The sequence below is a fragment of the Bradyrhizobium elkanii USDA 76 genome, from assembly GCF_023278185.1.
Classification (GTDB): Bacteria; Pseudomonadota; Alphaproteobacteria; order Rhizobiales; family Xanthobacteraceae; genus Bradyrhizobium; species Bradyrhizobium elkanii.
On the sequence record NZ_CP066356.1, the window covers coordinates 5,012,231 to 5,032,313 of the forward strand.

The 20,083-nt window shown below is 64.5% G+C and carries 27 protein-coding genes; 11 read left to right on the forward strand and 16 right to left on the reverse strand.

What is annotated here, in order from left to right:
* The first annotated feature begins 16 nt into the window (after window positions 1-16).
* On the forward strand, window positions 17-334 hold the full coding sequence (locus tag JEY66_RS24435; RefSeq protein WP_240537292.1) for a barstar family protein: 318 nt from the start codon (window positions 17-19) through the stop codon (window positions 332-334).
* An 82-nt stretch (window positions 335-416) separates the two neighbouring features.
* Here the strand turns inward: JEY66_RS24435 and JEY66_RS24440 are convergent, their stop codons facing one another.
* Window positions 417-596, reverse strand: coding sequence for a VOC family protein (locus tag JEY66_RS24440; protein ID WP_018271552.1), 180 nt, complete (start codon window positions 594-596; stop codon window positions 417-419).
* On the opposite strand from JEY66_RS24440, the gene JEY66_RS24445 reads away from it, so the two are divergent.
* A complete protein-coding gene (locus tag JEY66_RS24445; RefSeq protein ID WP_018271551.1) occupies window positions 595-783 on the forward strand; it encodes a hypothetical protein in 189 nt (62 codons plus the stop codon). The two genes, JEY66_RS24440 and JEY66_RS24445, sit on opposite strands and share 2 nt — an antisense overlap.
* 136 nt (window positions 784-919) lie before the next feature.
* Here the strand turns inward: JEY66_RS24445 and JEY66_RS24450 are convergent, their stop codons facing one another.
* From JEY66_RS24450 to JEY66_RS24465, 4 genes are all read right to left on the reverse strand, one after another.
* A complete protein-coding gene (locus tag JEY66_RS24450; RefSeq protein WP_018271550.1) occupies window positions 920-1,252 on the reverse strand; it encodes a PRC-barrel domain-containing protein in 333 nt (110 codons plus the stop codon).
* Between the two features lie 276 nt (window positions 1,253-1,528).
* Window positions 1,529-2,467 (reverse strand): YVTN family beta-propeller repeat protein, encoded by a 939-nt coding sequence (locus tag JEY66_RS24455; RefSeq protein WP_018271549.1) that lies wholly within the window; start codon window positions 2,465-2,467, stop codon window positions 1,529-1,531.
* A gap of 103 nt (window positions 2,468-2,570) precedes the next feature.
* Window positions 2,571-3,110 (reverse strand): SRPBCC family protein, encoded by a 540-nt coding sequence (locus JEY66_RS24460; protein ID WP_018271548.1) that lies wholly within the window; start codon window positions 3,108-3,110, stop codon window positions 2,571-2,573.
* Window positions 3,111-3,268: 158 nt separating this feature from the next.
* Window positions 3,269-4,036: an AAA family ATPase gene (locus JEY66_RS24465; protein ID WP_026192742.1), complete on the reverse strand. Its 768-nt coding sequence runs from the start codon at window positions 4,034-4,036 to the stop codon at window positions 3,269-3,271.
* 126 nt (window positions 4,037-4,162) lie between these two features.
* Between JEY66_RS24465 and JEY66_RS24470 the strand changes: the two genes are divergently transcribed.
* Window positions 4,163-4,621: a PaaI family thioesterase gene (locus JEY66_RS24470; RefSeq protein ID WP_240537291.1), complete on the forward strand. Its 459-nt coding sequence runs from the start codon at window positions 4,163-4,165 to the stop codon at window positions 4,619-4,621.
* A gap of 4 nt (window positions 4,622-4,625) precedes the next feature.
* Entirely contained in the window at window positions 4,626-4,949 is a 324-nt protein-coding gene (locus JEY66_RS24475; protein ID WP_026192741.1) for a hypothetical protein, read from the forward strand.
* A 210-nt stretch (window positions 4,950-5,159) separates the two neighbouring features.
* Here JEY66_RS24475 and JEY66_RS24480 read toward each other — a convergent pair whose 3' ends face one another.
* The 4 genes from JEY66_RS24480 to JEY66_RS24495 form a co-directional block, all read right to left on the reverse strand.
* A complete protein-coding gene (locus JEY66_RS24480; RefSeq protein ID WP_018271545.1) occupies window positions 5,160-6,035 on the reverse strand; it encodes a PCC domain-containing protein in 876 nt (291 codons plus the stop codon).
* A 4-nt stretch (window positions 6,036-6,039) separates the two neighbouring features.
* Window positions 6,040-7,680 (reverse strand): acyl-CoA synthetase, encoded by a 1,641-nt coding sequence (locus JEY66_RS24485; RefSeq protein WP_051110106.1) that lies wholly within the window; start codon window positions 7,678-7,680, stop codon window positions 6,040-6,042.
* A 210-nt stretch (window positions 7,681-7,890) separates the two neighbouring features.
* Complete coding sequence (locus tag JEY66_RS24490) at window positions 7,891-8,292, reverse strand: SPW repeat domain-containing protein (protein ID WP_016846072.1); 402 nt, start codon at window positions 8,290-8,292, stop codon at window positions 7,891-7,893.
* A gap of 181 nt (window positions 8,293-8,473) precedes the next feature.
* Window positions 8,474-9,418: a tetratricopeptide repeat protein gene (locus tag JEY66_RS24495; RefSeq protein ID WP_018271543.1), complete on the reverse strand. Its 945-nt coding sequence runs from the start codon at window positions 9,416-9,418 to the stop codon at window positions 8,474-8,476.
* Window positions 9,419-9,518: 100 nt separating this feature from the next.
* Here JEY66_RS24495 and JEY66_RS24500 point away from each other — a divergent pair, with 100 nt between their 5' ends.
* Complete coding sequence (locus JEY66_RS24500) at window positions 9,519-9,791, forward strand: GNAT family N-acetyltransferase (protein ID WP_018271542.1); 273 nt, start codon at window positions 9,519-9,521, stop codon at window positions 9,789-9,791.
* 113 nt (window positions 9,792-9,904) lie between these two features.
* Here the strand turns inward: JEY66_RS24500 and JEY66_RS24505 are convergent, their stop codons facing one another.
* Both JEY66_RS24505 and JEY66_RS24510 read right to left on the reverse strand, forming a co-directional pair.
* Complete coding sequence (locus JEY66_RS24505; RefSeq protein ID WP_018271541.1) at window positions 9,905-10,696, reverse strand: fumarylacetoacetate hydrolase family protein; 792 nt, start codon at window positions 10,694-10,696, stop codon at window positions 9,905-9,907.
* A gap of 105 nt (window positions 10,697-10,801) precedes the next feature.
* Window positions 10,802-11,215: a DUF3597 domain-containing protein gene (locus JEY66_RS24510; protein ID WP_026192740.1), complete on the reverse strand. Its 414-nt coding sequence runs from the start codon at window positions 11,213-11,215 to the stop codon at window positions 10,802-10,804.
* Window positions 11,216-11,503: 288 nt separating this feature from the next.
* Between JEY66_RS24510 and JEY66_RS24515 the strand changes: the two genes are divergently transcribed.
* Window positions 11,504-12,415: a DUF2189 domain-containing protein gene (locus JEY66_RS24515; protein WP_016846067.1), complete on the forward strand. Its 912-nt coding sequence runs from the start codon at window positions 11,504-11,506 to the stop codon at window positions 12,413-12,415.
* A 26-nt stretch (window positions 12,416-12,441) separates the two neighbouring features.
* On the opposite strand, the gene JEY66_RS24520 is transcribed toward JEY66_RS24515, so the two are convergent.
* A complete protein-coding gene (locus JEY66_RS24520) occupies window positions 12,442-12,591 on the reverse strand; it encodes a hypothetical protein (protein ID WP_018271539.1) in 150 nt (49 codons plus the stop codon).
* Window positions 12,592-12,646: 55 nt separating this feature from the next.
* On the opposite strand from JEY66_RS24520, the gene JEY66_RS24525 reads away from it, so the two are divergent.
* Window positions 12,647-13,462, forward strand: a complete 816-nt coding sequence (locus JEY66_RS24525) for a lytic murein transglycosylase (protein WP_018271538.1) — start codon at window positions 12,647-12,649, stop codon at window positions 13,460-13,462.
* Window positions 13,463-13,596: 134 nt separating this feature from the next.
* On the opposite strand, the gene JEY66_RS24530 is transcribed toward JEY66_RS24525, so the two are convergent.
* Entirely contained in the window at window positions 13,597-13,881 is a 285-nt protein-coding gene (locus JEY66_RS24530; protein ID WP_016846064.1) for a hypothetical protein, read from the reverse strand.
* Between the two features lie 732 nt (window positions 13,882-14,613).
* Here JEY66_RS24530 and JEY66_RS24535 point away from each other — a divergent pair.
* The 4 genes from JEY66_RS24535 to JEY66_RS24550 all read left to right on the forward strand — a co-directional run bounded on the left by JEY66_RS24535 (window position 14,614) and on the right by JEY66_RS24550 (window position 17,792).
* The gene (locus JEY66_RS24535) at window positions 14,614-14,766 is read left to right on the forward strand and encodes a DUF1127 domain-containing protein (RefSeq protein WP_016846063.1); all 153 of its coding nucleotides are present in this window, start codon (window positions 14,614-14,616) and stop codon (window positions 14,764-14,766) included.
* A gap of 111 nt (window positions 14,767-14,877) precedes the next feature.
* Window positions 14,878-16,311 (forward strand): methylenetetrahydrofolate--tRNA-(uracil(54)-C(5))-methyltransferase (FADH(2)-oxidizing) TrmFO, encoded by a 1,434-nt coding sequence (gene trmFO / locus JEY66_RS24540; RefSeq protein ID WP_026192739.1) that lies wholly within the window; start codon window positions 14,878-14,880, stop codon window positions 16,309-16,311.
* Window positions 16,312-16,316: 5 nt separating this feature from the next.
* Complete coding sequence (locus tag JEY66_RS24545) at window positions 16,317-17,420, forward strand: serine/threonine protein kinase (RefSeq protein WP_018271536.1); 1,104 nt, start codon at window positions 16,317-16,319, stop codon at window positions 17,418-17,420.
* 87 nt (window positions 17,421-17,507) lie between these two features.
* Window positions 17,508-17,792 carry a DUF1488 family protein gene (locus JEY66_RS24550; RefSeq protein WP_026192738.1) on the forward strand — a complete coding sequence of 95 codons (285 nt, stop codon included), beginning with the start codon at window positions 17,508-17,510 and terminating at the stop codon, window positions 17,790-17,792.
* Here the strand turns inward: JEY66_RS24550 and JEY66_RS24555 are convergent.
* Genes JEY66_RS24555 through secF form a run of 3 tightly spaced genes read right to left on the reverse strand, consistent with a single transcriptional unit; the run spans window position 17,789 to window position 20,073 of the window.
* Window positions 17,789-18,652: a phytoene/squalene synthase family protein gene (locus JEY66_RS24555; protein ID WP_018271535.1), complete on the reverse strand. Its 864-nt coding sequence runs from the start codon at window positions 18,650-18,652 to the stop codon at window positions 17,789-17,791. The genes JEY66_RS24550 and JEY66_RS24555 overlap by 4 nt on opposite strands.
* The gene (locus JEY66_RS24560; protein WP_018271534.1) at window positions 18,649-19,032 is read right to left on the reverse strand and encodes an Mth938-like domain-containing protein; all 384 of its coding nucleotides are present in this window, start codon (window positions 19,030-19,032) and stop codon (window positions 18,649-18,651) included. Before JEY66_RS24560 ends, JEY66_RS24555 begins: the two co-directional genes overlap by 4 nt.
* A 6-nt stretch (window positions 19,033-19,038) precedes the next feature.
* Entirely contained in the window at window positions 19,039-20,073 is a 1,035-nt protein-coding gene (gene secF, locus JEY66_RS24565) for a protein translocase subunit SecF (protein ID WP_018271533.1), read from the reverse strand.
* Window positions 20,074-20,083 lie beyond the last annotated feature (10 nt).

A 20,083-nucleotide genomic window follows, 5' to 3' on the forward strand; every position in this document is an offset into this window, starting at 1 on the left:
ATACATTCCCGAAAACGTGACAAGCAAAGCAGCGCTCTTGGCAACGCTCGCAGCGCAGCTCGGACTCCCCGATTACTTTGGCAACACTTGGGATGCGTTCGAGGAATGTATTCGCGATCTCTCATGGTTGCCCCACGGTCCCGTATTCGTAGCGCATGCGGACGTGCCCCTGATTAGCGACGTGTCGAACGCCATGACCTATGTGGCAATTCTGAATGACGCTGTCTGCAAGATGTCGCGATCGGCGGACCATCCGCTTTCTGTCGCATTTCCACCCCAGTATCGCGACCAGGTCATGTGGTTGCTTCGAGCGGACCACGCCCGTCGCACGTAGCGCGCAGGATGGGCGGAGCGAAGCGAAACCCATCGACTCATCTCGCGGCCCGAACGATGGGTATCGCTTCGCTCCACCCATCCTACGGATTGCTGCGATAGGTAGCGATCTGCCAGACGTTTGCCCATGAATCCCGAACTGTCGCTCGTCTGTCACCGTAAGGCGTATCCGCAGGCGGCTCGATCGATTCAGCGCCTGCCGCGATCGCCCGCCGATAAGCCTCGTCCGCGTTCTCAACATAGACATAGAGAAAGGTCGGCATGGCCTCGCGCACGCCTCCGCCATCGCTGATCAGCGATGACCGAGTCTTCGATCCGGATTTCCGTCGGCGCGCCGGAGCGGACATCGCCCTGCGCATCGAAAACGTCTCGAAGAAATCTGGCCAAGCCGGTGAGGTCGCGGGTGACAATTCGCGGTATGACGGAAGGCCAGCCGGCGGGCTTGAATGAGGGCATGTATACCGGTCTTGAACTAAGCAAGTAGCCCGCATGAGCGGAGCGATATGCGGGGTCTATCAGCCGAACAGGTTGACCGCTCCCGCATGTCGCTTCGCTCATGCGGGCTACGGCAGGCCTCAACTACGCCCTACACCGCCCAATAGTTCGGGTGCGTATACGATTGCGAGCGGTCGCCCCAGTCGAACTCGTCGCCGTCGAACTCCGACGGCCCTGCGCGCAAATCCTCCAGCGTCACCTCGGCCTCGAAGGCCTGGCGGACAGGATCGAATCGCAGCGCGGCCCATCTGACGGGATAGTGGTGGTGGGTACTCAGCACGCCGCCGGTCTTGATGATGGCGTAGGCCACCGTTCCGCTCACCTTGTCGAGCATCAGCCGCTCGATCGACCCAAGTTTCGTCCCGTCGCGCCCGAAGACGCAGACGTGTTCGACCCGGACACTGGGCACCAAGGTATGATGCATGGCATCCTCCCTGTTTCCTGGTGTTTGCCTGATAATATAGGCCTGCCGCGCTGGTGAGCCAATGGGTCGCAACTCGGCGACAGGTCGCAGGGCGCGGTTGGCTCTATCCTGCGCCGGCGGACGCTTGCACAATTTCGGAATAATAAAAACGTACCGCTGATTTGCCCGACGCGTCAAGTCGCTTTTCCCGAGTGGCCGTGTCGAATGCCGGCTCGCCGCCGGCTACTGTGCATGGGGTTGTTTTCGATATTTTGGGACACCCCACGCACCTTCCCCCTACTCCGTCCGTCTGAGGAACGCCCCGAACGCTCTTGGGCCGTCGCCGACCTTGACCTCGCCAATCACCTTCAGCTCGGCGGCGTCGATCACGCTCAGCGTGTTGCTCTCCCAGTTCGCGACCAGGATGCGTTTGCCGTCGGCGGTCGCCTCGATGCCTTCGGGGTAGTCGCCGACCGTGATCCGCTTCACCGGCTGCAACGTCGCGAGGTCGAACACGCTGACCTTGCCGTCATACTGGTCGGTGACGAAACCGCGGCCCTCCGCCAGCGCCACCGCGTAGGGACGCAGGCCGACATGCACGCGGCCGACCTCGCGAGCGGTCGCGATGTCGATCACGGAGACGTCGTTGGTGCCGACATTGGCGGTGTAGGCGCGCTTGCCGTCGGCATCGATGGTGACCCCGAACGGCCGCGTCCCGACCTTCACGATCCCCCGCCGCTCGCGCGAGGCGGTGTCGATGATGGAGACGCTGTCATCGTCGCGATCCGCCGACAGCAGCAGCAGCCCATCCGGCGTCACCGCCAGCCCGGACGGCGATGCACCGACCGCGATGCTTGCGGCGACACGCCGCTCTCTGGCATCGATCACCCGCACCACGGCGGCGTACCAGTCGGCGACATAGACCGTGGCGCCGTCGGGCGCGACCGCGATGCCGAGCGGCCCGCCGCCGACATCGACCCGACCGACGACCTTTCGCGTCGACGCGTCGACCACGGTGACCGCCTTGGCATCCGGACTGGTCACATAGGCGAAGCGGCCGTCATTGCTGACGGCAACGCCGGCGGGCTTGCCGCCGATCGCGATGGTCGCGACCGGCTTCGAGGTCGCGAGATCGACCACCGTGAGGTCGTCGCTGAGCTGGTTGGTGACGAATGCCTCCTCGGCGCGCGCGGCGCCGAGGCTGGCGAGCAGCGCGACGAGCACAATCGCGCGCATCGCTAAAGCCCGATGAGATTGGGGCGAACCATGATCGCGCTCTAGCTCCTTGTTTTGAGCATGATCCTGTCGGAAAACCGCTTCGCTCTTTGCCGGATCATGCTCAGGTCCCGCTCTCGATCTTCTTCTTCAGCGCTTCGAGCCCGGCCTTGTAGAGCCTGCTCACCGCCTTCACCGCGGCCTCGTCACTCAGCTCCGGCGGCGGATCATTGTTCGGAAAACCGCGGTAGAACGCGCCGGCCCATTCCAGCTTCGACTTGCCGTCGGGCGCCGGCGACACCGTCAGCGTCGAGGAATAGTTGGTGACCGGCAGCACCTTCACGTCGACCGCCGTGATCCGGTACGAATAGCTCATCATCTCCGGTTCGTATTTGTAGAGTTCCTCGTCGACGGTGGCGCCGGGCCCCAGCGTCAGCCGCCGCGTGGCGCCGATCTCGTTGCCCTTCTCGCCCTCGGTCTTGGTGACGCCGGCGAGCCAGCTCATGTCCTGGAAATTGCCGATCACCGCCCACACCTTGGCCTGCGGCGCGTCGATCTCGATCGATTCCCGCACCTTCTGGCGGGTCGGCCCGTGAGCCCACGCGGCCCCCAACACAGCCAATGCCGCCACCACCACGCCGGCCCTCGCGATCGTCCGCCTCATCCTTGGTCCTCTCCCGATGTCTGCCGGCCCTGCGCCGCCTGGCGTATGCCGCAGTTTATGATTGGAGGTTCTAGACTAGACCGGCGACCCGCTTCTTGCACCAGAGCGAAGTCGCCGCGGCCGGCTTCCCCGGGAGGCAAGCCTGCCGGGCAGCGGCGTCAGTCCTCGATCGCCGCCTCGACGAACCCCTTGGGGTCGTCGCAGAACTCGCGCATCAGCCGGTAGTGATCGGTGTCCTTCAGGCCCACCGGCTCCAGCCCATATTTGGTAACCCGCAGCAGCGTCGCATTCGGATAGGCCATCAGCACCGGTGAATGCGTGGCCATGATCACCTGGCAGTGGCCGGTGCCGTTCATTCGGTGCAGCAGCTTGAGGAATTCGATCTGGCGCGACGGCGACAGCGCGGATTCCGGCTCGTCGAAGATGAAGATGCCCTGCCGCTGGCAACGCTCGTTGAAGAAGCGCAGGAAGCCCTCGCCGTGGGAATAGGACAGGAAGTTCGGTGGCAGGTCTCTGACGTCCACCGCTGCCTGATCCAGATAGCGCGCCACCGAAAAGAAGCTTTCCGCCCGGAAGAACCAGCCGTTGGTGATCCTGGGCAGCCAGCTGGCACGCAGCGCCGACGCAAGCGAGCCGCCCATCTTCTCAACGGCATTGCTGTGGTCGACCGCACGATAACCCTTGCCGCCGCCGGCATCGTCATAGCCGGCCATCACGGCGATGCCCTTCAGCAGCGTCGACTTGCCGGTGCCGTTCTCGCCGACGATGATGGTGATCGCCTTGTCGAAGCTGAGCTCGAAATCGTCGCGCAGCAGCGGCAGCACGAATGGATATGCGTTGCGATTGGGAATGCGCGCGGGATCGAGCCAGACGCGCCTCAGATACGGCGCGGGCATGTTGATCGGGCGGTGTCGTCCTCTGGCCATTCGTCCTGCTTCCGGCACGCCGCGGCGGCGCCAACCACGATCCCAGATCGAGGTGAATCCGTCAAGAACACAACGGGAACACGCGGGCTGGCCTGGCGCGCACGTCGGTGCACAATGCTAGGTTCAATGTCCCGCGCATACGACGCGGAATCAGCAAGCCTTGTTGGGATCCCCGAAATGAAAACCTCGCCTCCGGAAGGGTTCAAGCTCCTGCCGAGCCGCCCAGGGTTCATCGACCATAATGGCCCCTACTACTGGCGTGAGACCGGCGACGCCGCGCCTGAATGGGGGTTTCAGAGCGACGACCGGCACGGCAATCCCTACGGCTACATTCATGGCGGGGCGATCCTCGGCTTTCTCGATACCGCCCTCGGCAGTGCCGTGTTCATGGCAACCAAACGCAAATGCGCGACCGTTTCGCTGGACACGCGCTTCGTCGGCGGCGCCGCGCCGGGTCCATGGATCATCGGCCGCACGACCGTGAAAAAGGTGACGCGGACTTTCGCTTTCGTCGATGCGGAAGCCTTCGCCGACGACAAGCTGCTGGTGACAGCCGCCGCCGTCTTCCGCGTCTTCGACGACTGAGCCGATGCCAAGTCGCGCCTACATGCTTTTCCGCAAGGCGATCCTCACCGAGGAGCAGGTTGTCTGCATCTATGACGGCCGGCCGCGCGAGCTCTGTCCGCACATCATCGGCCACAACAAGAGCGGTGAAGAGGTCGTGCTGGCCTGGCAATTCGCGGGCGAGAGCTCGGGCAAGCTGCCGCAATGGCGCTGCCTGCGGCTCGCCAATGTCAGCGACGTCAGCCTGCGCAAGGGCCCCTGGTACGAAGGCGGCTCGCACCGCACCGAGCAACGTTGCGTCAGCGCCATCGACCTCGACATCAACATCGATGTCCGCAAGCGGCGGTGAGCGGCCCATACATCTGAGTTGCTTGACGGCGCAAGCACCGCTTTCCCTGCACCCTCCGCTCAAGCGAGGGCGGAGCGAAATGCAACGCTCGGGCAAACATGTCGCGAGAATACGGATGTGTGACGCGCAGGCGGCATGACACACTCCCCGTCGTCCCGGCGAAGGCCCGGCCTTCGCCGGGACGACGCGGGGATGGGGTATGCCATGCCCCTACGGCTGCTCCGCCTCCGCCAGCACCTCCAGCGCCAGCTCCATCGTCATCAGCACCGGGTTGTCGCCGCGCACCAGGCGTCCCTCGGCGATGCCGCCGAGATAGTCGACCAGCGCGATGTCGAGCTCGGCATGCAGCCGGCCATCCGCGTCCGGTGCGATCTCGCCCGCGGTCACCGCGAGCTCGGTCGCGAACGGCACCACGCTGTGGCCGTCGGTGAAGACGGCCCCGATGGTCGAGCCGACGCCGCCATGCAGCCGCGCGCGCAGGATGCCGTGCTGGCGGCAGAAGCCTTCCAGCGCGCAGGCAAAATCCTGGTTCGGCCGCAGCCGGAGCGCGAAGGCATGGCTCGTGGTCTTCGCCCCGCGCGGCGCGCTGGCGACGGGGCCGAACAGCTTGAAATTGGTCTCGCTGTCCGCTTTGGCCAGGAACGTCGCGCCGTCGATCCCGAACGCGTTGACCTCGAACGGCTCGGCGACAATGGTTTCATCCGGCAGCATGTGGCCGCCGTTGAAGCGGCCATCGGCCTCGGTCCACACGCCGTGGCAATGAAAGAACGGCGCGCCGTCGCGTTCGCCGAAGGTCAGCGCCGCAAGCTTGAGGCGTGTCACACCGTCGGGACGGAACGTGTCGCTGTAGAACGCGGCGTTGACGCCGTCCTTCGACAGCGCCGGCATCACATAGGCGAACGGCCCGACCGCGCCGCCCCTGGCGCTCAATACGCCGCCGGAAAATCCTTCTGCCGCAAAGCCGCGGCGCACGGCTTCGAGCAACGGAATGCCGGCCTCGAGCACGAATGAAAAGGCGCGGCCGCGCGCGCTGACCCATTGGATGCGCTCTGGATGCGGAGCGCCGGGCTGGGCGATGCTGCGCATCGCCTCACGCGCCCGTCGATTTGGCGATCACCTCGAGCAGCCCGCGCGCCTCGAGCTCGTCGCGGATCAGCCGCTTCGGCACCTTGCCGTAGCCGGACTTCGGCAACGCCTCCCAGAAGAAGAAGCGCTTCGGCATCTTGTAGCGCGGCACTTTCGGCGCGAGATAGGCGGCAAGCTCCGCCTCCGCGACCGCCTCGGTGCCCTCGCGCGCGACGCAGACGGCGACGCCGACCTCGCCCCAGAACGGATCGGGCACGCCGAGCACCGCGACCTCGCCGACCGCGGGATGCGTCAAGAGCTTCTCCTCGATCTCGCGCGGATAGATGTTGGAGCCGCCCGAGATGTACATGTCGGAGGCGCGGCCGGTGATGTAGACGAAACCCTCCTCGTCCATATGGCCGAGGTCGCCGGTGCGGAACCAGCCGTCGCGAAACGCCTTCGCGTTGGCCTCGGGATTGTCGTAATAGCCCGCGAACACGCCGGGACCGATCACGCAGATCTCGCCGGTCTCGTGCGCCTTCAGCTCGCTTCCATCGTCGTCCTGGATCGAGACCTGCATCCCGGTGCGCTCGAAGCCGCAGGTGCCGATCCGCGCACGCGGCTCGTCCTCGGGATCGTGCAGGCCGGGCGGCAGCACCGTGATGTTGCCGGTGACCTCGCCGAGGCCGAAATATTGCACCAGCACGCCGCCGAGCTTGTGCAGCGCCGCCTTCTGGTCCTCGCGATACATCGGCGCGCCGGCATAGATGATGTAGCGCAGCGAGGAATGGTCGTGCTGGTCGGCGGCGGGATGCTCGACCATCATCTTCAGGATCGTCGGCACCGTGAACATGTTGCTGACGCGATGCTTGGCGATCAGCCGGAAGGCTTCGGCGATGTCGAACTTCTCCGACGGCAGCAGGATGGTCGGTACGCCGCGCGCAGTCTGCACCAATTGATGCACACCGGCGCCATGCGACAGCGGCGCCACCACCAGCGAGGCGTCCTCTTCCGTCGTGCCGGGCATCAGGTCGGCGAGATGGTTGGTGATCACGAAGGCCATCTGGCCATGGGTCAAGACGGCGGCCTTGGAGCGGCCGGTGGTGCCGGAGGTGAAGAAGAACCAGCAGGGATCGTCGTAGTCCACGGCAACGTTCTCGACCACAGCGCCGGCGTGTCTGACGATGACGTCACCGACGGTCGCCTCGCCGAACGTGCCCTCCTCCCCGATCCGCCAGACGAATTCGAGCGCGGGATTGGCGGCCGCCTTGGCATGTTCGGGGAAGTCGGCGTGGCAGAGAAATGCCTTGGCGCCGGAGGCTTCCGCGAGATAGGCGACCTCGTCCGGCATCAGGCGGAAATTGGTCGGCACCCACACCGCGCCGAGCCGGAAGGCCGCGAACATCGACCAGAACATCTCGTCGCAGTTCTTGGAATGCACCAGGATGCGGTCGCCCTTGACGATGCCACGCGCCGCCAATGCCGCCGCCAGCGCCGAGACGTTCTGGTCGATATGGCGCCAGGACCAGGCCTTCTCGTTCCAGATGAAGCCGGGTCGATCGCCGTGGCGGCGGGCGTTCTGGGTCAGGATGTAGGCGAGGTTCATCACCCGGCGCGACACCCGCGCGATCCCGCCGCGCGGAGCGGCAGCAGCCGTCCCGCTCATTGCCGCCCCGCCGATACGCACAACAGACAGGGCAAGGTCAGGACGGTCATCGGGTATTTCCTCGGTCAGAACCGGGCGTCTTCAAGCGCCGCAAGGGGTCGGTACCATCCGGTTTATCGCCAAGCCGCCGCCTTCGGCAAGGCCCGCCGGGCGCACCCCGATGATACCGCGCGCAGGCGGCGGCCAACCCGTTGTTTTCTGCCCAGGCCGCTACTGCGGGTGCTTGGCGAGTTCCTGCTCGCTCAGGTTCCAGTCCTGCCACAGCTGCAACGCGCCTATAAAGGCGACCAGTGCGCCGAGCAGGATGTGCCAGAACTGCAGCCAGTGGTCCTCGGCATAACCGAAGACCAGGGGCGATGCCATCAGCCAGAGGCCGAGCAGGATGCTTGCGACCTCCTCCCAGCGGTGCAGCGCGACATATTCGAGCTGGGCGATGCCGAGCACCAGCATGCCGACCATGAAGCTGTTGAGGACGAGGTGGCTGCGCTCGATATCGACGGCGCCGCTCACCTGCATCGGAAACCAGGGCGAGACCATGATCAGCACGCCGAGCAGCATGCCGACCCAGTCCTCCCAGGGACGGTGTGTGTTGAAGAAACGATTGTCCGACATGACGAACCTCCTCCGACAAGAGGCATACGTTCGGCGGCCGGCTCCGCCACTCCGTACCAGACGACCATCCGGCCGCATCAGGGGCGTATGTCTGACATCAAACCTAATCGAACTGCATCCGTCCGCAAGGCCCGTCCAGCGGGTGTGCGACGCGGCAGCGGCGATCGTGGCCGGCAGGGTGTCACCGGGCCCCGCCGAGCCGCGCCAGTGCCCCCTTGGCGCTTTGCAGATCGGGCTGCAGCTCGAGCGCCTTGCGGAAATCGGCCGCCGCACCCTTCTTGTCGCCGAGCCGCAGCTTGGCCTGGCCGCGATTATTCCAGGAATAGACGTCGTTCGGATCGTATTGCAGCGCCTTGTCGTAATCGGCGAGCCCGCCCTTGTTGTCACCCTGATAGAGACGGATCATGCCGCGGTTGCGCCAGCCGCGCGCATCGGTCGGCGCGATCCTCGCCGCCTCACCGTAATCGGCGACTGCGCGATCGAGCTGCTCGGTATCGCGATAGACATTGCCGCGGTTGATATAGGCGAGCACGTTGGGCTCGAGCCTGATCTCCGTGGTGAAGTCGGCGATCGCATGGGCCGCGTCGCGCTTGCGGTAGTAGACGAAGCCGCGATTGCCATAGGCGGTGGCGAGCTGCGGATTGAATTTGATGGCGAGGCTGAGATCGGCCAGCGCGCGGTCGAGATCGCCCTTGTTGAGCCAGGCATCACCGCGATTGTTGTAGGCCAGCGCGAACGCCGGATCGATCCGGATCGCCTCGTCGTAATCGGCAATCGCATGATCGAGATCGCGCTTGAAGGCGTAGACGCGGCCGCGATTGGTGTAGGCGCAGGCATAGGCGGGATCGAGCTTGATGGCCTCGTTGAGGTCGGCGAGCGCTGCATCGAGCTCGCGCTTCTCGGTCAGCCCATGGCCGCGATTGCAATAGGCGCCGGCCAGCCGCTTGCCGGTCTCGGTCTTGCCGTCGATCACCGTGGTGCAGGCGGCCACGCGGTCGCCGGGCGCTGTCGTCAGGCCGACGCAGGTCTGCCAGTTCGGATCGTCGCCGGCGGCGGCTTTCGGCGGGTTTGGAAGCGTCAGGGCGGCGCCGAGCAATACGGCGGTCAGGCAGGCCAAAATGCGCATATCGTCAATCCACAAATGCCAATTTGCGGGTTGGTCGCGGCTTTGCACCGGCGGGTTCACACGCTTACATCAGGGCCTGTCAATCAACCGGGATTTTGCGATGGCCGCCGTGCGCGACAACAGTGACCAAAACCGCTTCGAGCTCGACACCGAGGGCGGCACAGCCTTTGCGAACTACCGGCGGACGCCCGCGGCCGTCATCATCACCCATACCGAAACACCGCACGCCCTGCGCGGCCGCGGAATCGCATCGGAGCTGGTCAAGGGTGCGCTTGAGCTGATCCGCGCCGACGGCCGCAAGGTGATCGCCGGCTGCGGTTTCGTGGTGGATTACCTCGACAAGCATCCGGAATACGCGGACCTTGCCGGCTAGAGCCCGTTCCGTTCCGATGGAATCGGAACGGGGCTCTAGCCGCTCCTTATGACGCGTTCTCTTTACGCGAACCGGGTATCCACTTCGCTCGAAAACGCTTTTGCCCGCGTTCGTCAGACGATCTTGATCGACATGTCGGGCAGGCCCTCGAGCTTGCACAGCAGCACGTCGCCCTTGACCACAGGGCCGACGTTCTGCGGCGTACCGGAATAGATGATGTCGCCGGCCTTCAGCTCGAATGCCTCGGACAGCTTTGCGATCTGCTCGGCGACGCTCCAGATCATGTTCTTCAGATCCGAGCTTTGTCGCACCGTGCCGTTGATCGCGAGCGAGATCGCCCCTTGCGTGAAATGGCCGGTCTTATCAGCCGGATGGATCGGCCCGAGCACCGCGGCATGGTCAAAGCTCTTGCCGATCTCCCAGGGCTTCTTCTCCGCGGCCATGCCGTTCTGCAGATCGCGCCGCGTCATGTCGAGGCCGAGCGCGTAGCCATAGACGTGATCGAGCGCCTTGTCGGCCGGAATATTGGTGCCGCCGGACTTCAACGCGGCGACCAGCTCGACCTCGTGGTGATAGTTCTTGGTCAGCGACGGATAGGGATGATCGGCGACGGTGCCGATCGCGACATTCTGGATCGCATCCGTCGGCTTCTGGAAGAAGAACGGCGGCTCGCGCGTCGGGTCCGAACCACGCTCGATCGCGTGCGCGGCGTAGTTGCGGCCGATGCAGTAGATGCGGCGAACCTGAAACACCTCGCTGGCGCCGACGATCGGGATCGTCACGGCCGCGACCGGAAACATCGCCTTTGGCGCGGCCTCGGCATGGGCCGGCGCGGATTGCGCGGCGGCGCCGGCCAGTGCGAGGGCGCCGGTCGCAAGCATCGTCCGGCGATCGAGATCAGTCATGGGCGTTCTCCTCGTTGTTCTTGGCCGATCTATAAATGCTCGCCGGTCGATAAAAAAGGGCCCGCGCTGGCGCGAGCCCTGGCTATGCGCGGGAGGATGATCCCGTCAGTGCTTGATGTCGGGGGGCAGCTTGCCGCCATTTACCGCGAGCTTCGTCATCACCTGCTTGTGCAGCCAGATGTTCATGCTGGCGGAATCGTTGGTATCGCCGGTGTAGCCGAGCTCCTTGGCGAGCTCCTTGCGGGCCGACAGGCTGGAGTCGATGTCGAGCGCCTTCATCAGGTCGACGATCGAGGTCCGCCACTCGAGCTTCTCGCCCTTCGCGGCAACCGCCTTGTCGAGAATCGGGGCGACGTCAACCGACTGCGCCGGCGCCGCACCGGCGGGCACCGCGGCGGGAGACGACGATGCGCTGCCGGATCCACCGGCGGGAGCTGCGCTTGTGGCCGCTCCGCCGGCGGGCGCGGCGCTGGCGCTACTGCCGAAGATCGCGCCCATGATTTTTCCAAAAATGCTCATCGTTCGCTCCCAAGAGAGTTGAGATGTGAAGGCCAGACGGCCTTGGCGCGCCTGACCGAGGTCGCAGTTCAAGTCTATCGCCCCCTCCATAGCTTGCCAATGCGACATTCACTTAAGCGTGAGTGCTTTTGGCACGGTTTGGGAGTACCCTTGTTCTACAGTTCGCGACACGGCCAGTTCCCTGCTCTGTCTTTCGCGTCTGGCTTGCTCGTGATCGCTTCGAGAGGCGGCAGGTTTGTGCCCGCGTGCCGGGCGCCAGATGCGACCGCCCAGAGGGAGACAACGACCATGGCCACGTCATACCAAGGCAATGTCACATCGATGACGCAGAGCGGACAAGGCGCCGCGTCTGCGCCTGTCATCCGCACCATCGGCCTGTCCGATTTGCATCATGCGCTGCGTCTCGGCTGGGAAGACTTCAAGGCGGTGCCAAGTCACGCCATCATCCTCTGCCTGATCTATCCGGTGCTCGGCCTCGTGCTTGCGCGCACCGTGCACGGCTATTCCGTGCTGCCCCTGCTGTTTCCGCTGGCCGCGGGCTTTGCCCTGCTCGGCCCGTTTGCCGCCATCGGCCTCTACGAGATGAGCCGCCGCCGCGAGGATGGCGGGGAAGCATCTGCTTGGGATGCCATGGAGGTATTCCGCTCACCGTCATTCGGCGCGATGCTCGGGGTCGGAACGCTGCTGTTCGCGCTGTTCGTGACCTGGATCGCCACCGCCCAGGCGATCTACACGGCGGTGTTCGGCTATGAGACCGCGGCCAACATTCCCGATTTTGCCGCGCGCGTGCTGACCACCCAGCAAGGCTGGTGGCTCATCGTGGTCGGCTGCAGCGTCGGCTTCCTGTTCGCGCTCGTCGCGCTTTGCATCAGCGTGATCGCCTTCCCCATGATGCTCGACCGCCAGGCAACCGCTGGCGAAGCCATGGTGACGTCGATGCGCGCCGTCGCACAGAACCCGGTGCCGATGGCGGCCTGGGGCCTGATCGTCGCGGTGCTGCTGGTGCTGGGCACGATCCCGTTCTTCCTCGGGCTTGCCGTGGTGATCCCGCTGCTCGGTCACGCCACCTGGCATCTCTATCGCGAGGTCATCGTCAAGGATCCGAACGCGCGGCCGGTGATCCCCGAACCGCGCGAGCGCAAGCCCGCCGCGGACTTCCCGGCCAATCTGTTTCCGTGGCGGCGCGGCGATCGCGGCTAAGCGCCGCTAACCCGGATTCGTAAACGTCAAAGCAACCGCCGGCCGATATGTTCGGCCGGCGGTTTGTCGTTCAGGATCGTCAAATGGGTGTGAAACTGGCGTGGCATTTGCAGCGCTGCCTGAGGAAAAAGCGGCTCGGTCACGAGCCTTGTTTTGGCCGCTGTTGCCGCGAACATACCCGCCGCCCTTCGCGACCATCGATGACATCGCAGACTCCGGAGTGAATTGCCTATGACCTCTCGCCTTTGCTTTCGCACGCTCGCCATTGGCGCGTGGCTCCTGACCTCGACGGCGTCGGCGCTGGCCGCCCAATGCGGCACGGGCACGTTCGAATCCTGGCTCGACGATTTCAAGAAAGAGGCTGCGACGAAGGGCATTTCGCAGAACGCGATCCAGGCCGGGTTGACCGGCGTCACGCAGGACAAGGCGATCCTCGCCCGCGACCATTCGCAGCAGGTGTTCAGCCAGACGTTCGAGCAGTTCTCGGGCCGCATGGTGCCGCCGCGGCTCAATCGCGGCTCCGACATGATGAAGCGCTACGGCTCCGTGCTGTCGCGGATCGAGGAGGCCTACGGCGTGCCGGGCGAGATCCTGGTTGCGATCTGGGGACTGGAGACCGATTTCGGCGTCAACACCGGCAAGTTTCCGACCATACGTTCACTGGCGACGCTCGCCTATGACTGCCGCCGCTCCGACATGTTCAAGGCCGAGTTGATGGACGCCTTGCGCATCGTCGAGCGCGGCGATCTGCCGCCGCAGGAGATGCGCGGCGCCTGGGCCGGCGAGATCGGCCAGACTCAATTCATGCCGTCGTCCTACATCAAGTTCGCGGTCGACTTTGACGGCAACGGCAAGCGCGACCTCCTGCACAACGTGCCCGACGTGCTGGCGTCGACGGCGAACTACCTGAAGAGCTATGGCTGGAAGAAGGGCAAGGGCTGGGAGCCCGGCAGCGAGAATTTTGCGGTGATCCAGCAGTGGAACAAGAGCGAAGTGTATGCGAAGACGATCGGCCACTTCGCCACCCAGCTCGCCAAGGCTCCATAGCGCTTTCACACCAGATTGCGTGGCGCAGCGAGGCCAGCCTTCCGCTCTGACTCGATCAACGCTGCTCCAGCTAGGGGTGAATCAAAAAGGGCCGATCGCCCCAGGCAATCGGCCCTTATCGCAATGATCAAAGCTTACTTCGCCATGCTGGCTTCGGCAGCCTTGCTGAGGTGCGCGCCGCAAGCGCCCCACTTGTTGTTCAGCATCGCGTCCTGGGCGAGCGAGACTTCCTTCTCCGCCGCGAATTTGACCTCATTGTCAGCCATAGCTTCGACTGCAGCTTCGGTCTTGCCGAGATTGGCGCCGCTGCAGCCGAGGCCCGCAAGATGGCGATGCGCAGCCTGAGCGGGAGCGACAGCGTAGGCAACGGCAGCCACGGTGGCTGCTGCGATCAATGTCTTAATCATGGGATGATCCATCTGTTGTTCTTGGACAGATCCCAGCGTGATTGCGGAATCTGCGGAACGATTATTCGCTGTTCCCGGCACCGTTCAGAATGAACTTCGCGCGATACAAATGTGATGAGCGCTGCGCGCGTATCGCGCATGCGCTGCATAGTGTTTTGATTACAAGGCAGTAAGGAAGCAGCGCCGCAATAGCTTTGCTCGACGCATTCACTTCAATCGAGACTCACTTCCGATAATCAGCAGCGCATCCTGCGCGACATGCGACCCCGCGACGGAAATCCGTTGCGCACAGGATCAAATTACCACTTGCGTCAATGCGACCGATTGACGCGACACCATTTCCTGTCCGAGATCGCAATGAAGTGAATATAAGATCATTTTAACGACAACCGCGCGCATGCGAATCACGCATGGAACACATCGCTGTGACCCCTCCCGCAACGAGGGACCTCGGCTTGAACAAACGGTCCGTAATTACCACGTAAATGACGCAACCATGCCTGCCAAGACTTCAATAACTGACTGATTTCAGGAACGTTTTGTTGGAATACTCCGCCTTGATGGAACTTCCGTCTACGGGGCAGCGCTCCATGCGCCAAACGGTTAACCGGAACTTACTGCCGCCATGCGTTTTGAGCCTAGCTGCATCGCAACATCGGAACTACCGCACTGCACTATATCATCTATATTCACTTCAACGATGAAGCTTTGGAAAAGCTGAATCTGAATTACTAGGAGACTACCATGTTGCTCTCGCTCATCCGCATGATCCAGGCTTTCCGGGATTATCAGCGCAATGTCAGCGAACTGTCCCAGCTCAGCGATCGTGAACTCGCCGATATCGGCCTCGACCGCTCGGACATTCCGCGCGTTGCGGCCGGCACCTACAACGGCTAATCGGCCGCAAGGCCATCTGCTAAACGGATAACGCCCGCTTCCACAGCGGGCGTTGTCGTTTGTGGTGCGGTTTCAGATGCATATGAGATCAAAACGCGCTAACGCTGCGCGATGACACCGCATCAATCCTCTTCCCAACCCGTGCACATCGTGGGCGCGGGGCTCGCCGGCTCGGAAGCCGCCTGGCAGGTCGCCAATGCCGGCGTCCGCGCCGTGCTGCATGAAATGCGCCCGCAAAGGATGACCGAGGCGCATCGGACCGACGGTTGCGCCGAACTGGTCTGCTCGAACTCCTTCCGCTCCGATGATGCCGCCAACAACGCGGTCGGGCTGCTGCACGCCGAGATGCGGCGGCTGGGCTCCCTGATCATGCGCTCGGCCGACGCCAACCAGGTGCCCGCCGGCGGCGCGCTGGCGGTCGACCGCGACGGCTTTTCGGCCGCCGTCACCAAGGCGCTGAACGAACATCCGCTGATCGAGATCAGCCGAGAGGAAGTCGCAGGACTGCCGCCGGCCGACTGGAGCAACGTCATCGTCGCGACCGGTCCCCTCACCTCGGCGCCGCTTGCCGACGCCATCAGGCAGCTGACCGACGAGAGCGCGCTGGCATTCTTCGACGCGATCGCGCCGATCGTGCACAAGGATTCCATCGACATGTCGGTGGCCTGGTTTCAATCGCGCTACGACAAGGTCGGCCCCGGCGGCACCGGCGCGGACTACATCAACTGCCCGATGACGAAGGAGCAATATGACGCCTTCGTCGCCGCGCTGCTCGACGGCGAGAAGGTCGACTTCAAGGACTGGGAGACCAACACGCCCTATTTCGACGGCTGCCTGCCGGTCGAGGTGATGGCCGAGCGCGGTCACGAGACGCTGCGCCACGGGCCGATGAAGCCGGTAGGATTGACCAATCCGCACAACCCGACCGTCAAGCCGTATGCGATCGTCCAGCTGCGGCAGGACAACAAGCTCGGCACGCTCTACAACATCGTCGGCTTCCAGACCAAGCTGAAGCACGGCGCGCAGCAGCGCGTGTTCCGCACCATCCCCGGCCTCGAGAACGCGGAGTTCGCCCGCCTCGGCGGCCTGCATCGCAACACCTTCCTGAACTCGCCAAAGCTGCTCGACGGTCAGCTGCGTCTGCGCGCGCAGCCGCGGCTGCGCTTCGCCGGGCAGATGACGGGCTGCGAGGGTTACGTCGAGTCGGCCAGCGTCGGCCTGATCGCCGGCCTCTGCGCCGCCGCCGACATGCGCGGTGCCGCGCTGACGCCGCCGCCCGCGACGACCGCGCTCGGCGCGCTGCTCGGCCACATCACCGGTGGCCACATCGAAACGATCGAGGCCGGGTCGCGCTCGTTCCAGCCGATGAACATCAATTTCGGTCTGTTCCCGCCGCTGGCCAGTGCGCCGACCAAGAAGCCGGACGGCTCGCGGCTGCGCGGCAACGAGAAGACCGTCGCCAAGAAGCAGGCGATCAGCGCGCGCGCGCTCGCCGATCTCGACCACTGGATCGCAGAGCATCTGCGCGTTGCGGCAGCGGCCTGACAGTCATGAGCTTGCCGAAAGACGATGACACCACCCTGTCGATGCGGTGGAGCCAGGGCGTGCTGCTCAAGCGCGACGTGTTCTCGACCGTCGAGCGTGGCCGCTTCCGCGCCGATGACGGCGAGGTCGATGGCGTGCTGCGCCGGCTCGATCAGGTGCCGTTCTGGTCGTTCGGCCTGGCGCTGCATCTGTTCTCCCGCGAGCGCCGCGCGCTGACCTTGGCGCGCGACCTCGACGTCGGGCCAAAGCTGTTGTGGGCCGGCCGGCGCGCGCTGGTGCGCGGCTTCATCGACGGCGCGGCGCTGCATCTGGCGAAGCCGCATGGCGATGTCGCCTATTTCCGTTCCGCCAAGGCCGCGTTGCGCAAGCTGCATCGCGCCGGCATCTGCCACAACGATCTCGCCAAGGAGCAGAACTGGCTGGTCGGCCGCGATGGCCGCGCCTACCTCACCGACTTCCAGCTTGCCGCATGCTTCAAGACCCGCAACCGGCTGTTCCGCATCGCCGCCTATGAGGATCTTCGGCATCTGTTGAAGCACAAGCGCAGCTACGCGCCGGAGGCGTTGACGCCGAAAGAGCGTAAGGTGCTCGCAAAGAAGTCCGCGGTCGCCAGCATCTGGCTCAAGACCGGCAAGAAGGTCTACCAGGCGATCACCCGCGGCATCTTCAATTTCACCGACCGCGAAGGCGGCGGCCGGAGACTGGTCAACGACGCCCCGGTATTGATGGATCTGATCCGCAAGAATCCGCAGGTGCGCGACACCGCGATCGTCGCCTTTGCCGACCGGCGCGTCGGCGTCGGACTCTATGCCTTCGTCGAGGCGGACCAGTCCGCGCTGGAGAAGACGCTGCGCAATGAGCTTACCGCGGCCAGGGGCGTGAAGCCGCCCGAACACATCCAGATCGTGCACGCGCTGCCGCGCGATGCCGCCGGCAAGCCGCGCACCGAAATCCTGCAGCTCGTCGCCATGAACCAGATCGACCTGATCGAGCCGATGATGCGCAGCGACGCCGATCGCGAGTTCCTCAAGGACATCCTCGAGCAACGCAAGAATCTGCGCGACCGCTTCAATTTTGAAGTCGCCGAGATGGACCGGCCGACAGGTTAGAGCGCGCTTCTCGGCGCGTGGCCCTCGACAAACGCGGTGCGAAGCTCCACTCTTTGCGAGGGGTAGCGCGCTCAAGGGACAAGTTTAATGCCACTCACCCGTGGCCGAATCGGGGGATATGATTCCGAACGACTGGCGTTTGGATTCACCATGATGAACGGCGACCAGGAAATCGAATGCCAGATCAGCGACGCCGCGCTGGACGAGCTGGCCGGCACGCGCGGAACGGCGAGCATGGCGCGGCAAGCCCAGTTCGTTGCGCTGCGCGACGCGGTCGAGCAGATCGCATCCGACATCTATGACAGCGGCCCGATGGTCAAGGGCGCAACGATCCGGATCTTCACCAAGCACATCCCGAAAGAGCAGAGCTAGCGACCGAATTCCTCCGTGCGCGCGGCTCGCCACAACGTCCAGAGCGTGCGCAGGCGCGAGACCGGCTTCGGCAGGAACGGGTCGTAGTCCTCCCTCCTCGCCCGGTTCAGCTCGCGCCTGACGCAAGCGAGCGGCAGAAAGATCGGCCTCACGCCGGACGGGACATCCGCAAGCAGTCCGAATGCGGTCTTGAGATGACCCTGGGCCGCGTCCGCAAGCTGATCGATCGCGGCACGGATGTTCGGCGTCATCTTGCCGGCAAACACTTCCTCCTTGCTGCCGCCGTGCTGCTGCAACAGCTGCAACGGCAGAAACAGCTGCTGCCGTGAGGCGTCGCGGCCGAGCGAAGCGATGACCTGCGCCATGCCCTGGGCAAGACCCGCATGACGAGCCAGGTGATCGATCGCCTCCGACGGCCGCGCCACCACGCGCGTGGCCTCCGAGAACAGCACTGAGGCCGTGGCGTCGAGATAGCCCTCCAGCGCGGTCAGCGACGGCATCGGGTCGTTGTAGAGATCAAACTGGTGCTCTTCGACCAGCAGCGAGAATGGCGAGACCGGCAGACGGTGATTGCGGATCGTGTGCAGCAGTTCTGCCGCGACCGGATTGCCCTCGACGCCGCCATGGCCCGCGCCGGCCAGCATGTCGGTCCACCATTGCAGCCGCATCTCGCCGGGCAGCGGCTGGCTGACCTGCTCGTGCACGCGCGAGACCTCGATGTTGAAGGCGTAGATCGCAAGCATCGCCCGCCGTTCCGGACCCGGCAGGAACAAGGTCGACGCGTAGCGCACGAAGTCATGGCTCCGCACCAGATCGGCGCAGAAGGCCGCGCCGTCCTTCGGTGCCTCCGTCGCGCTCATGGCACCGCGATCAGCGCCGCCGCGACGCGCCGCCGCTCGCCCAGCATGATGTTGTAGGTGCGGATCGCAGGTCCCGTCTGCATCGGATCGAGCACCACCCGCACGGCCCGCAGGGCCTCGCGCAAGCCCTTTGGCGGGACCCAGACGTCGGTGCCGGTGCCGACGATAAGCGTGTCGATCGCGTTGGCGGCCGCGAACACCTTTTGCAGCGAGTATTCGTCGATCTCCTGCGGCCTGGTGACCGGCCAGGCCCAGATCGAGTCAGGCAGGCACAAGAGCGAGCCGCGGTGCGACATATCGGCAAACGCGAAGCCGCCCTTGCCGTAGGCCTCGATCGGCGCCGACCTCGGAAGATGGGGAGCGTCCGAGGAGTTGCTCATGACCGGCTACTTCTTGGCTGCCGCCGTGTCCGGCTTCCTGGCCGGCACGTCCTGCGCCGCCTCTCCACCCCGCGTGGTGTGAACACCAAGATAGATCAGGATCGGCGCCGCGATGAAGATCGAGGTGTAGGTGCCGACAAGCACCACGCCGAACATCATAACCGCGGTGAAGCTGTGGATCGCCTGGCCGCCGAACAGCAGCAGTGCCAGCAGCGCCAGCGTCACGGTGACGTGGGTGATGATCGAGCGCGACAGCGTCGAGTTGATCGATTCGTTCAGCAGCTGCGGCATCGGCATCTTCTTGTAGCGCCGCAGCATCTCGCGGATGCGGTCGTAGATCACGACGGTGTCGTTGAGCGAGTAGCCGAGAATCGTCAGCAGCGCCGCGATGCTGGTGAGGTCGAAATCGACCTGGGTGATCGACATGAAGCCGATCGTGAGCACGATGTCGTGGACGTTGGCGATCATGGCGCCGAGCGCGAACTGCCATTCGAACCGGAACCAAAGGTAGATCAGGATGCCCATGATCGCGAACATCAGGCCGATCATGCCGTAGGCGAGCAGTTCGCCGGAGACGCGCGGTCCCACCACCTCGACGCGACGATAGTCGACGGATTCGCCGAGCGCGCCGCGCACTTTCGTCACCGCGTCCTGCTGCGCCTTGTCGCCGCCGGGCTGCTCGGCGACGCGGATCAGGACTTCCGCCGGACCGCCGAACTGCTGCAGCTGCACCTCGCCGAGGCCAAGGCCGTTCAAGGTCGTGCGCATCGCGGCGATGTCGGCGGTGCCGGACTTGGCCTGCACCTCCAGCAGCGTGCCGCCCTTGAAGTCGATGCCGAAATTCAGGCCGTGGGTGAAGAACAGCGTGATGGCAAGGATCGAGAGCAGCGCCGAGATCGGGAAGCTGATGCGGCGAAAGCGGGTGAAGTCGAAATGGGTGTCGTCCGGCACGATGCGCAGCGACGGCAGCAGGCCGAGCGTCGCGACCACGGTCAAGACGGCGATCAGGATGCCAAGGCCAATGAGAACGGTATGTGTCACAACAGGCCTC

Bases quoted from the DNA above. Each gene is read 5' to 3' on its own strand.
- JEY66_RS24535 (WP_016846063.1), top strand. From the start codon at position 14,614: ATGTTGCTCTCGCTCATCCGCATGATCCAGGCTTTCCGGGATTATCAG.
- JEY66_RS24550 (WP_026192738.1), top strand. From the start codon at position 17,508: ATGCCACTCACCCGTGGCCGAATCGGGGGATATGATTCCGAACGACTG.
- JEY66_RS24555 (WP_018271535.1), bottom strand. From the start codon at position 18,652: ATGAGCGCGACGGAGGCACCGAAGGACGGCGCGGCCTTCTGCGCCGAT.
- JEY66_RS24505 (WP_018271541.1), bottom strand. From the start codon at position 10,696: ATGACTGATCTCGATCGCCGGACGATGCTTGCGACCGGCGCCCTCGCA.
- JEY66_RS24445 (WP_018271551.1), top strand. From the start codon at position 595: ATGGCCTCGCGCACGCCTCCGCCATCGCTGATCAGCGATGACCGAGTC.
- JEY66_RS24510 (WP_026192740.1), bottom strand. From the start codon at position 11,215: ATGAGCATTTTTGGAAAAATCATGGGCGCGATCTTCGGCAGTAGCGCC.
- JEY66_RS24460 (WP_018271548.1), bottom strand. From the start codon at position 3,110: ATGAGGCGGACGATCGCGAGGGCCGGCGTGGTGGTGGCGGCATTGGCT.
- trmFO (WP_026192739.1), top strand. From the start codon at position 14,878: ATGACACCGCATCAATCCTCTTCCCAACCCGTGCACATCGTGGGCGCG.
- JEY66_RS24515 (WP_016846067.1), top strand. From the start codon at position 11,504: ATGGCCACGTCATACCAAGGCAATGTCACATCGATGACGCAGAGCGGA.
- JEY66_RS24455 (WP_018271549.1), bottom strand. From the start codon at position 2,467: ATGCGCGCGATTGTGCTCGTCGCGCTGCTCGCCAGCCTCGGCGCCGCG.
- JEY66_RS24530 (WP_016846064.1), bottom strand. From the start codon at position 13,881: ATGGATCATCCCATGATTAAGACATTGATCGCAGCAGCCACCGTGGCT.
- JEY66_RS24440 (WP_018271552.1), bottom strand. From the start codon at position 596: ATGCCGACCTTTCTCTATGTCTATGTTGAGAACGCGGACGAGGCTTAT.
- JEY66_RS24485 (WP_051110106.1), bottom strand. From the start codon at position 7,680: ATGAGCGGGACGGCTGCTGCCGCTCCGCGCGGCGGGATCGCGCGGGTG.
- JEY66_RS24490 (WP_016846072.1), bottom strand. From the start codon at position 8,292: ATGTCGGACAATCGTTTCTTCAACACACACCGTCCCTGGGAGGACTGG.
- JEY66_RS24560 (WP_018271534.1), bottom strand. From the start codon at position 19,032: ATGAGCAACTCCTCGGACGCTCCCCATCTTCCGAGGTCGGCGCCGATC.
- JEY66_RS24545 (WP_018271536.1), top strand. From the start codon at position 16,317: ATGAGCTTGCCGAAAGACGATGACACCACCCTGTCGATGCGGTGGAGC.
- JEY66_RS24470 (WP_240537291.1), top strand. From the start codon at position 4,163: ATGTCCCGCGCATACGACGCGGAATCAGCAAGCCTTGTTGGGATCCCC.
- JEY66_RS24525 (WP_018271538.1), top strand. From the start codon at position 12,647: ATGACCTCTCGCCTTTGCTTTCGCACGCTCGCCATTGGCGCGTGGCTC.
- JEY66_RS24475 (WP_026192741.1), top strand. From the start codon at position 4,626: ATGCCAAGTCGCGCCTACATGCTTTTCCGCAAGGCGATCCTCACCGAG.
- JEY66_RS24495 (WP_018271543.1), bottom strand. From the start codon at position 9,418: ATGCGCATTTTGGCCTGCCTGACCGCCGTATTGCTCGGCGCCGCCCTG.
- JEY66_RS24500 (WP_018271542.1), top strand. From the start codon at position 9,519: ATGGCCGCCGTGCGCGACAACAGTGACCAAAACCGCTTCGAGCTCGAC.
- JEY66_RS24465 (WP_026192742.1), bottom strand. From the start codon at position 4,036: ATGGCCAGAGGACGACACCGCCCGATCAACATGCCCGCGCCGTATCTG.
- JEY66_RS24480 (WP_018271545.1), bottom strand. From the start codon at position 6,035: ATGCGCAGCATCGCCCAGCCCGGCGCTCCGCATCCAGAGCGCATCCAA.
- JEY66_RS24450 (WP_018271550.1), bottom strand. From the start codon at position 1,252: ATGCATCATACCTTGGTGCCCAGTGTCCGGGTCGAACACGTCTGCGTC.
- JEY66_RS24520 (WP_018271539.1), bottom strand. From the start codon at position 12,591: ATGTTCGCGGCAACAGCGGCCAAAACAAGGCTCGTGACCGAGCCGCTT.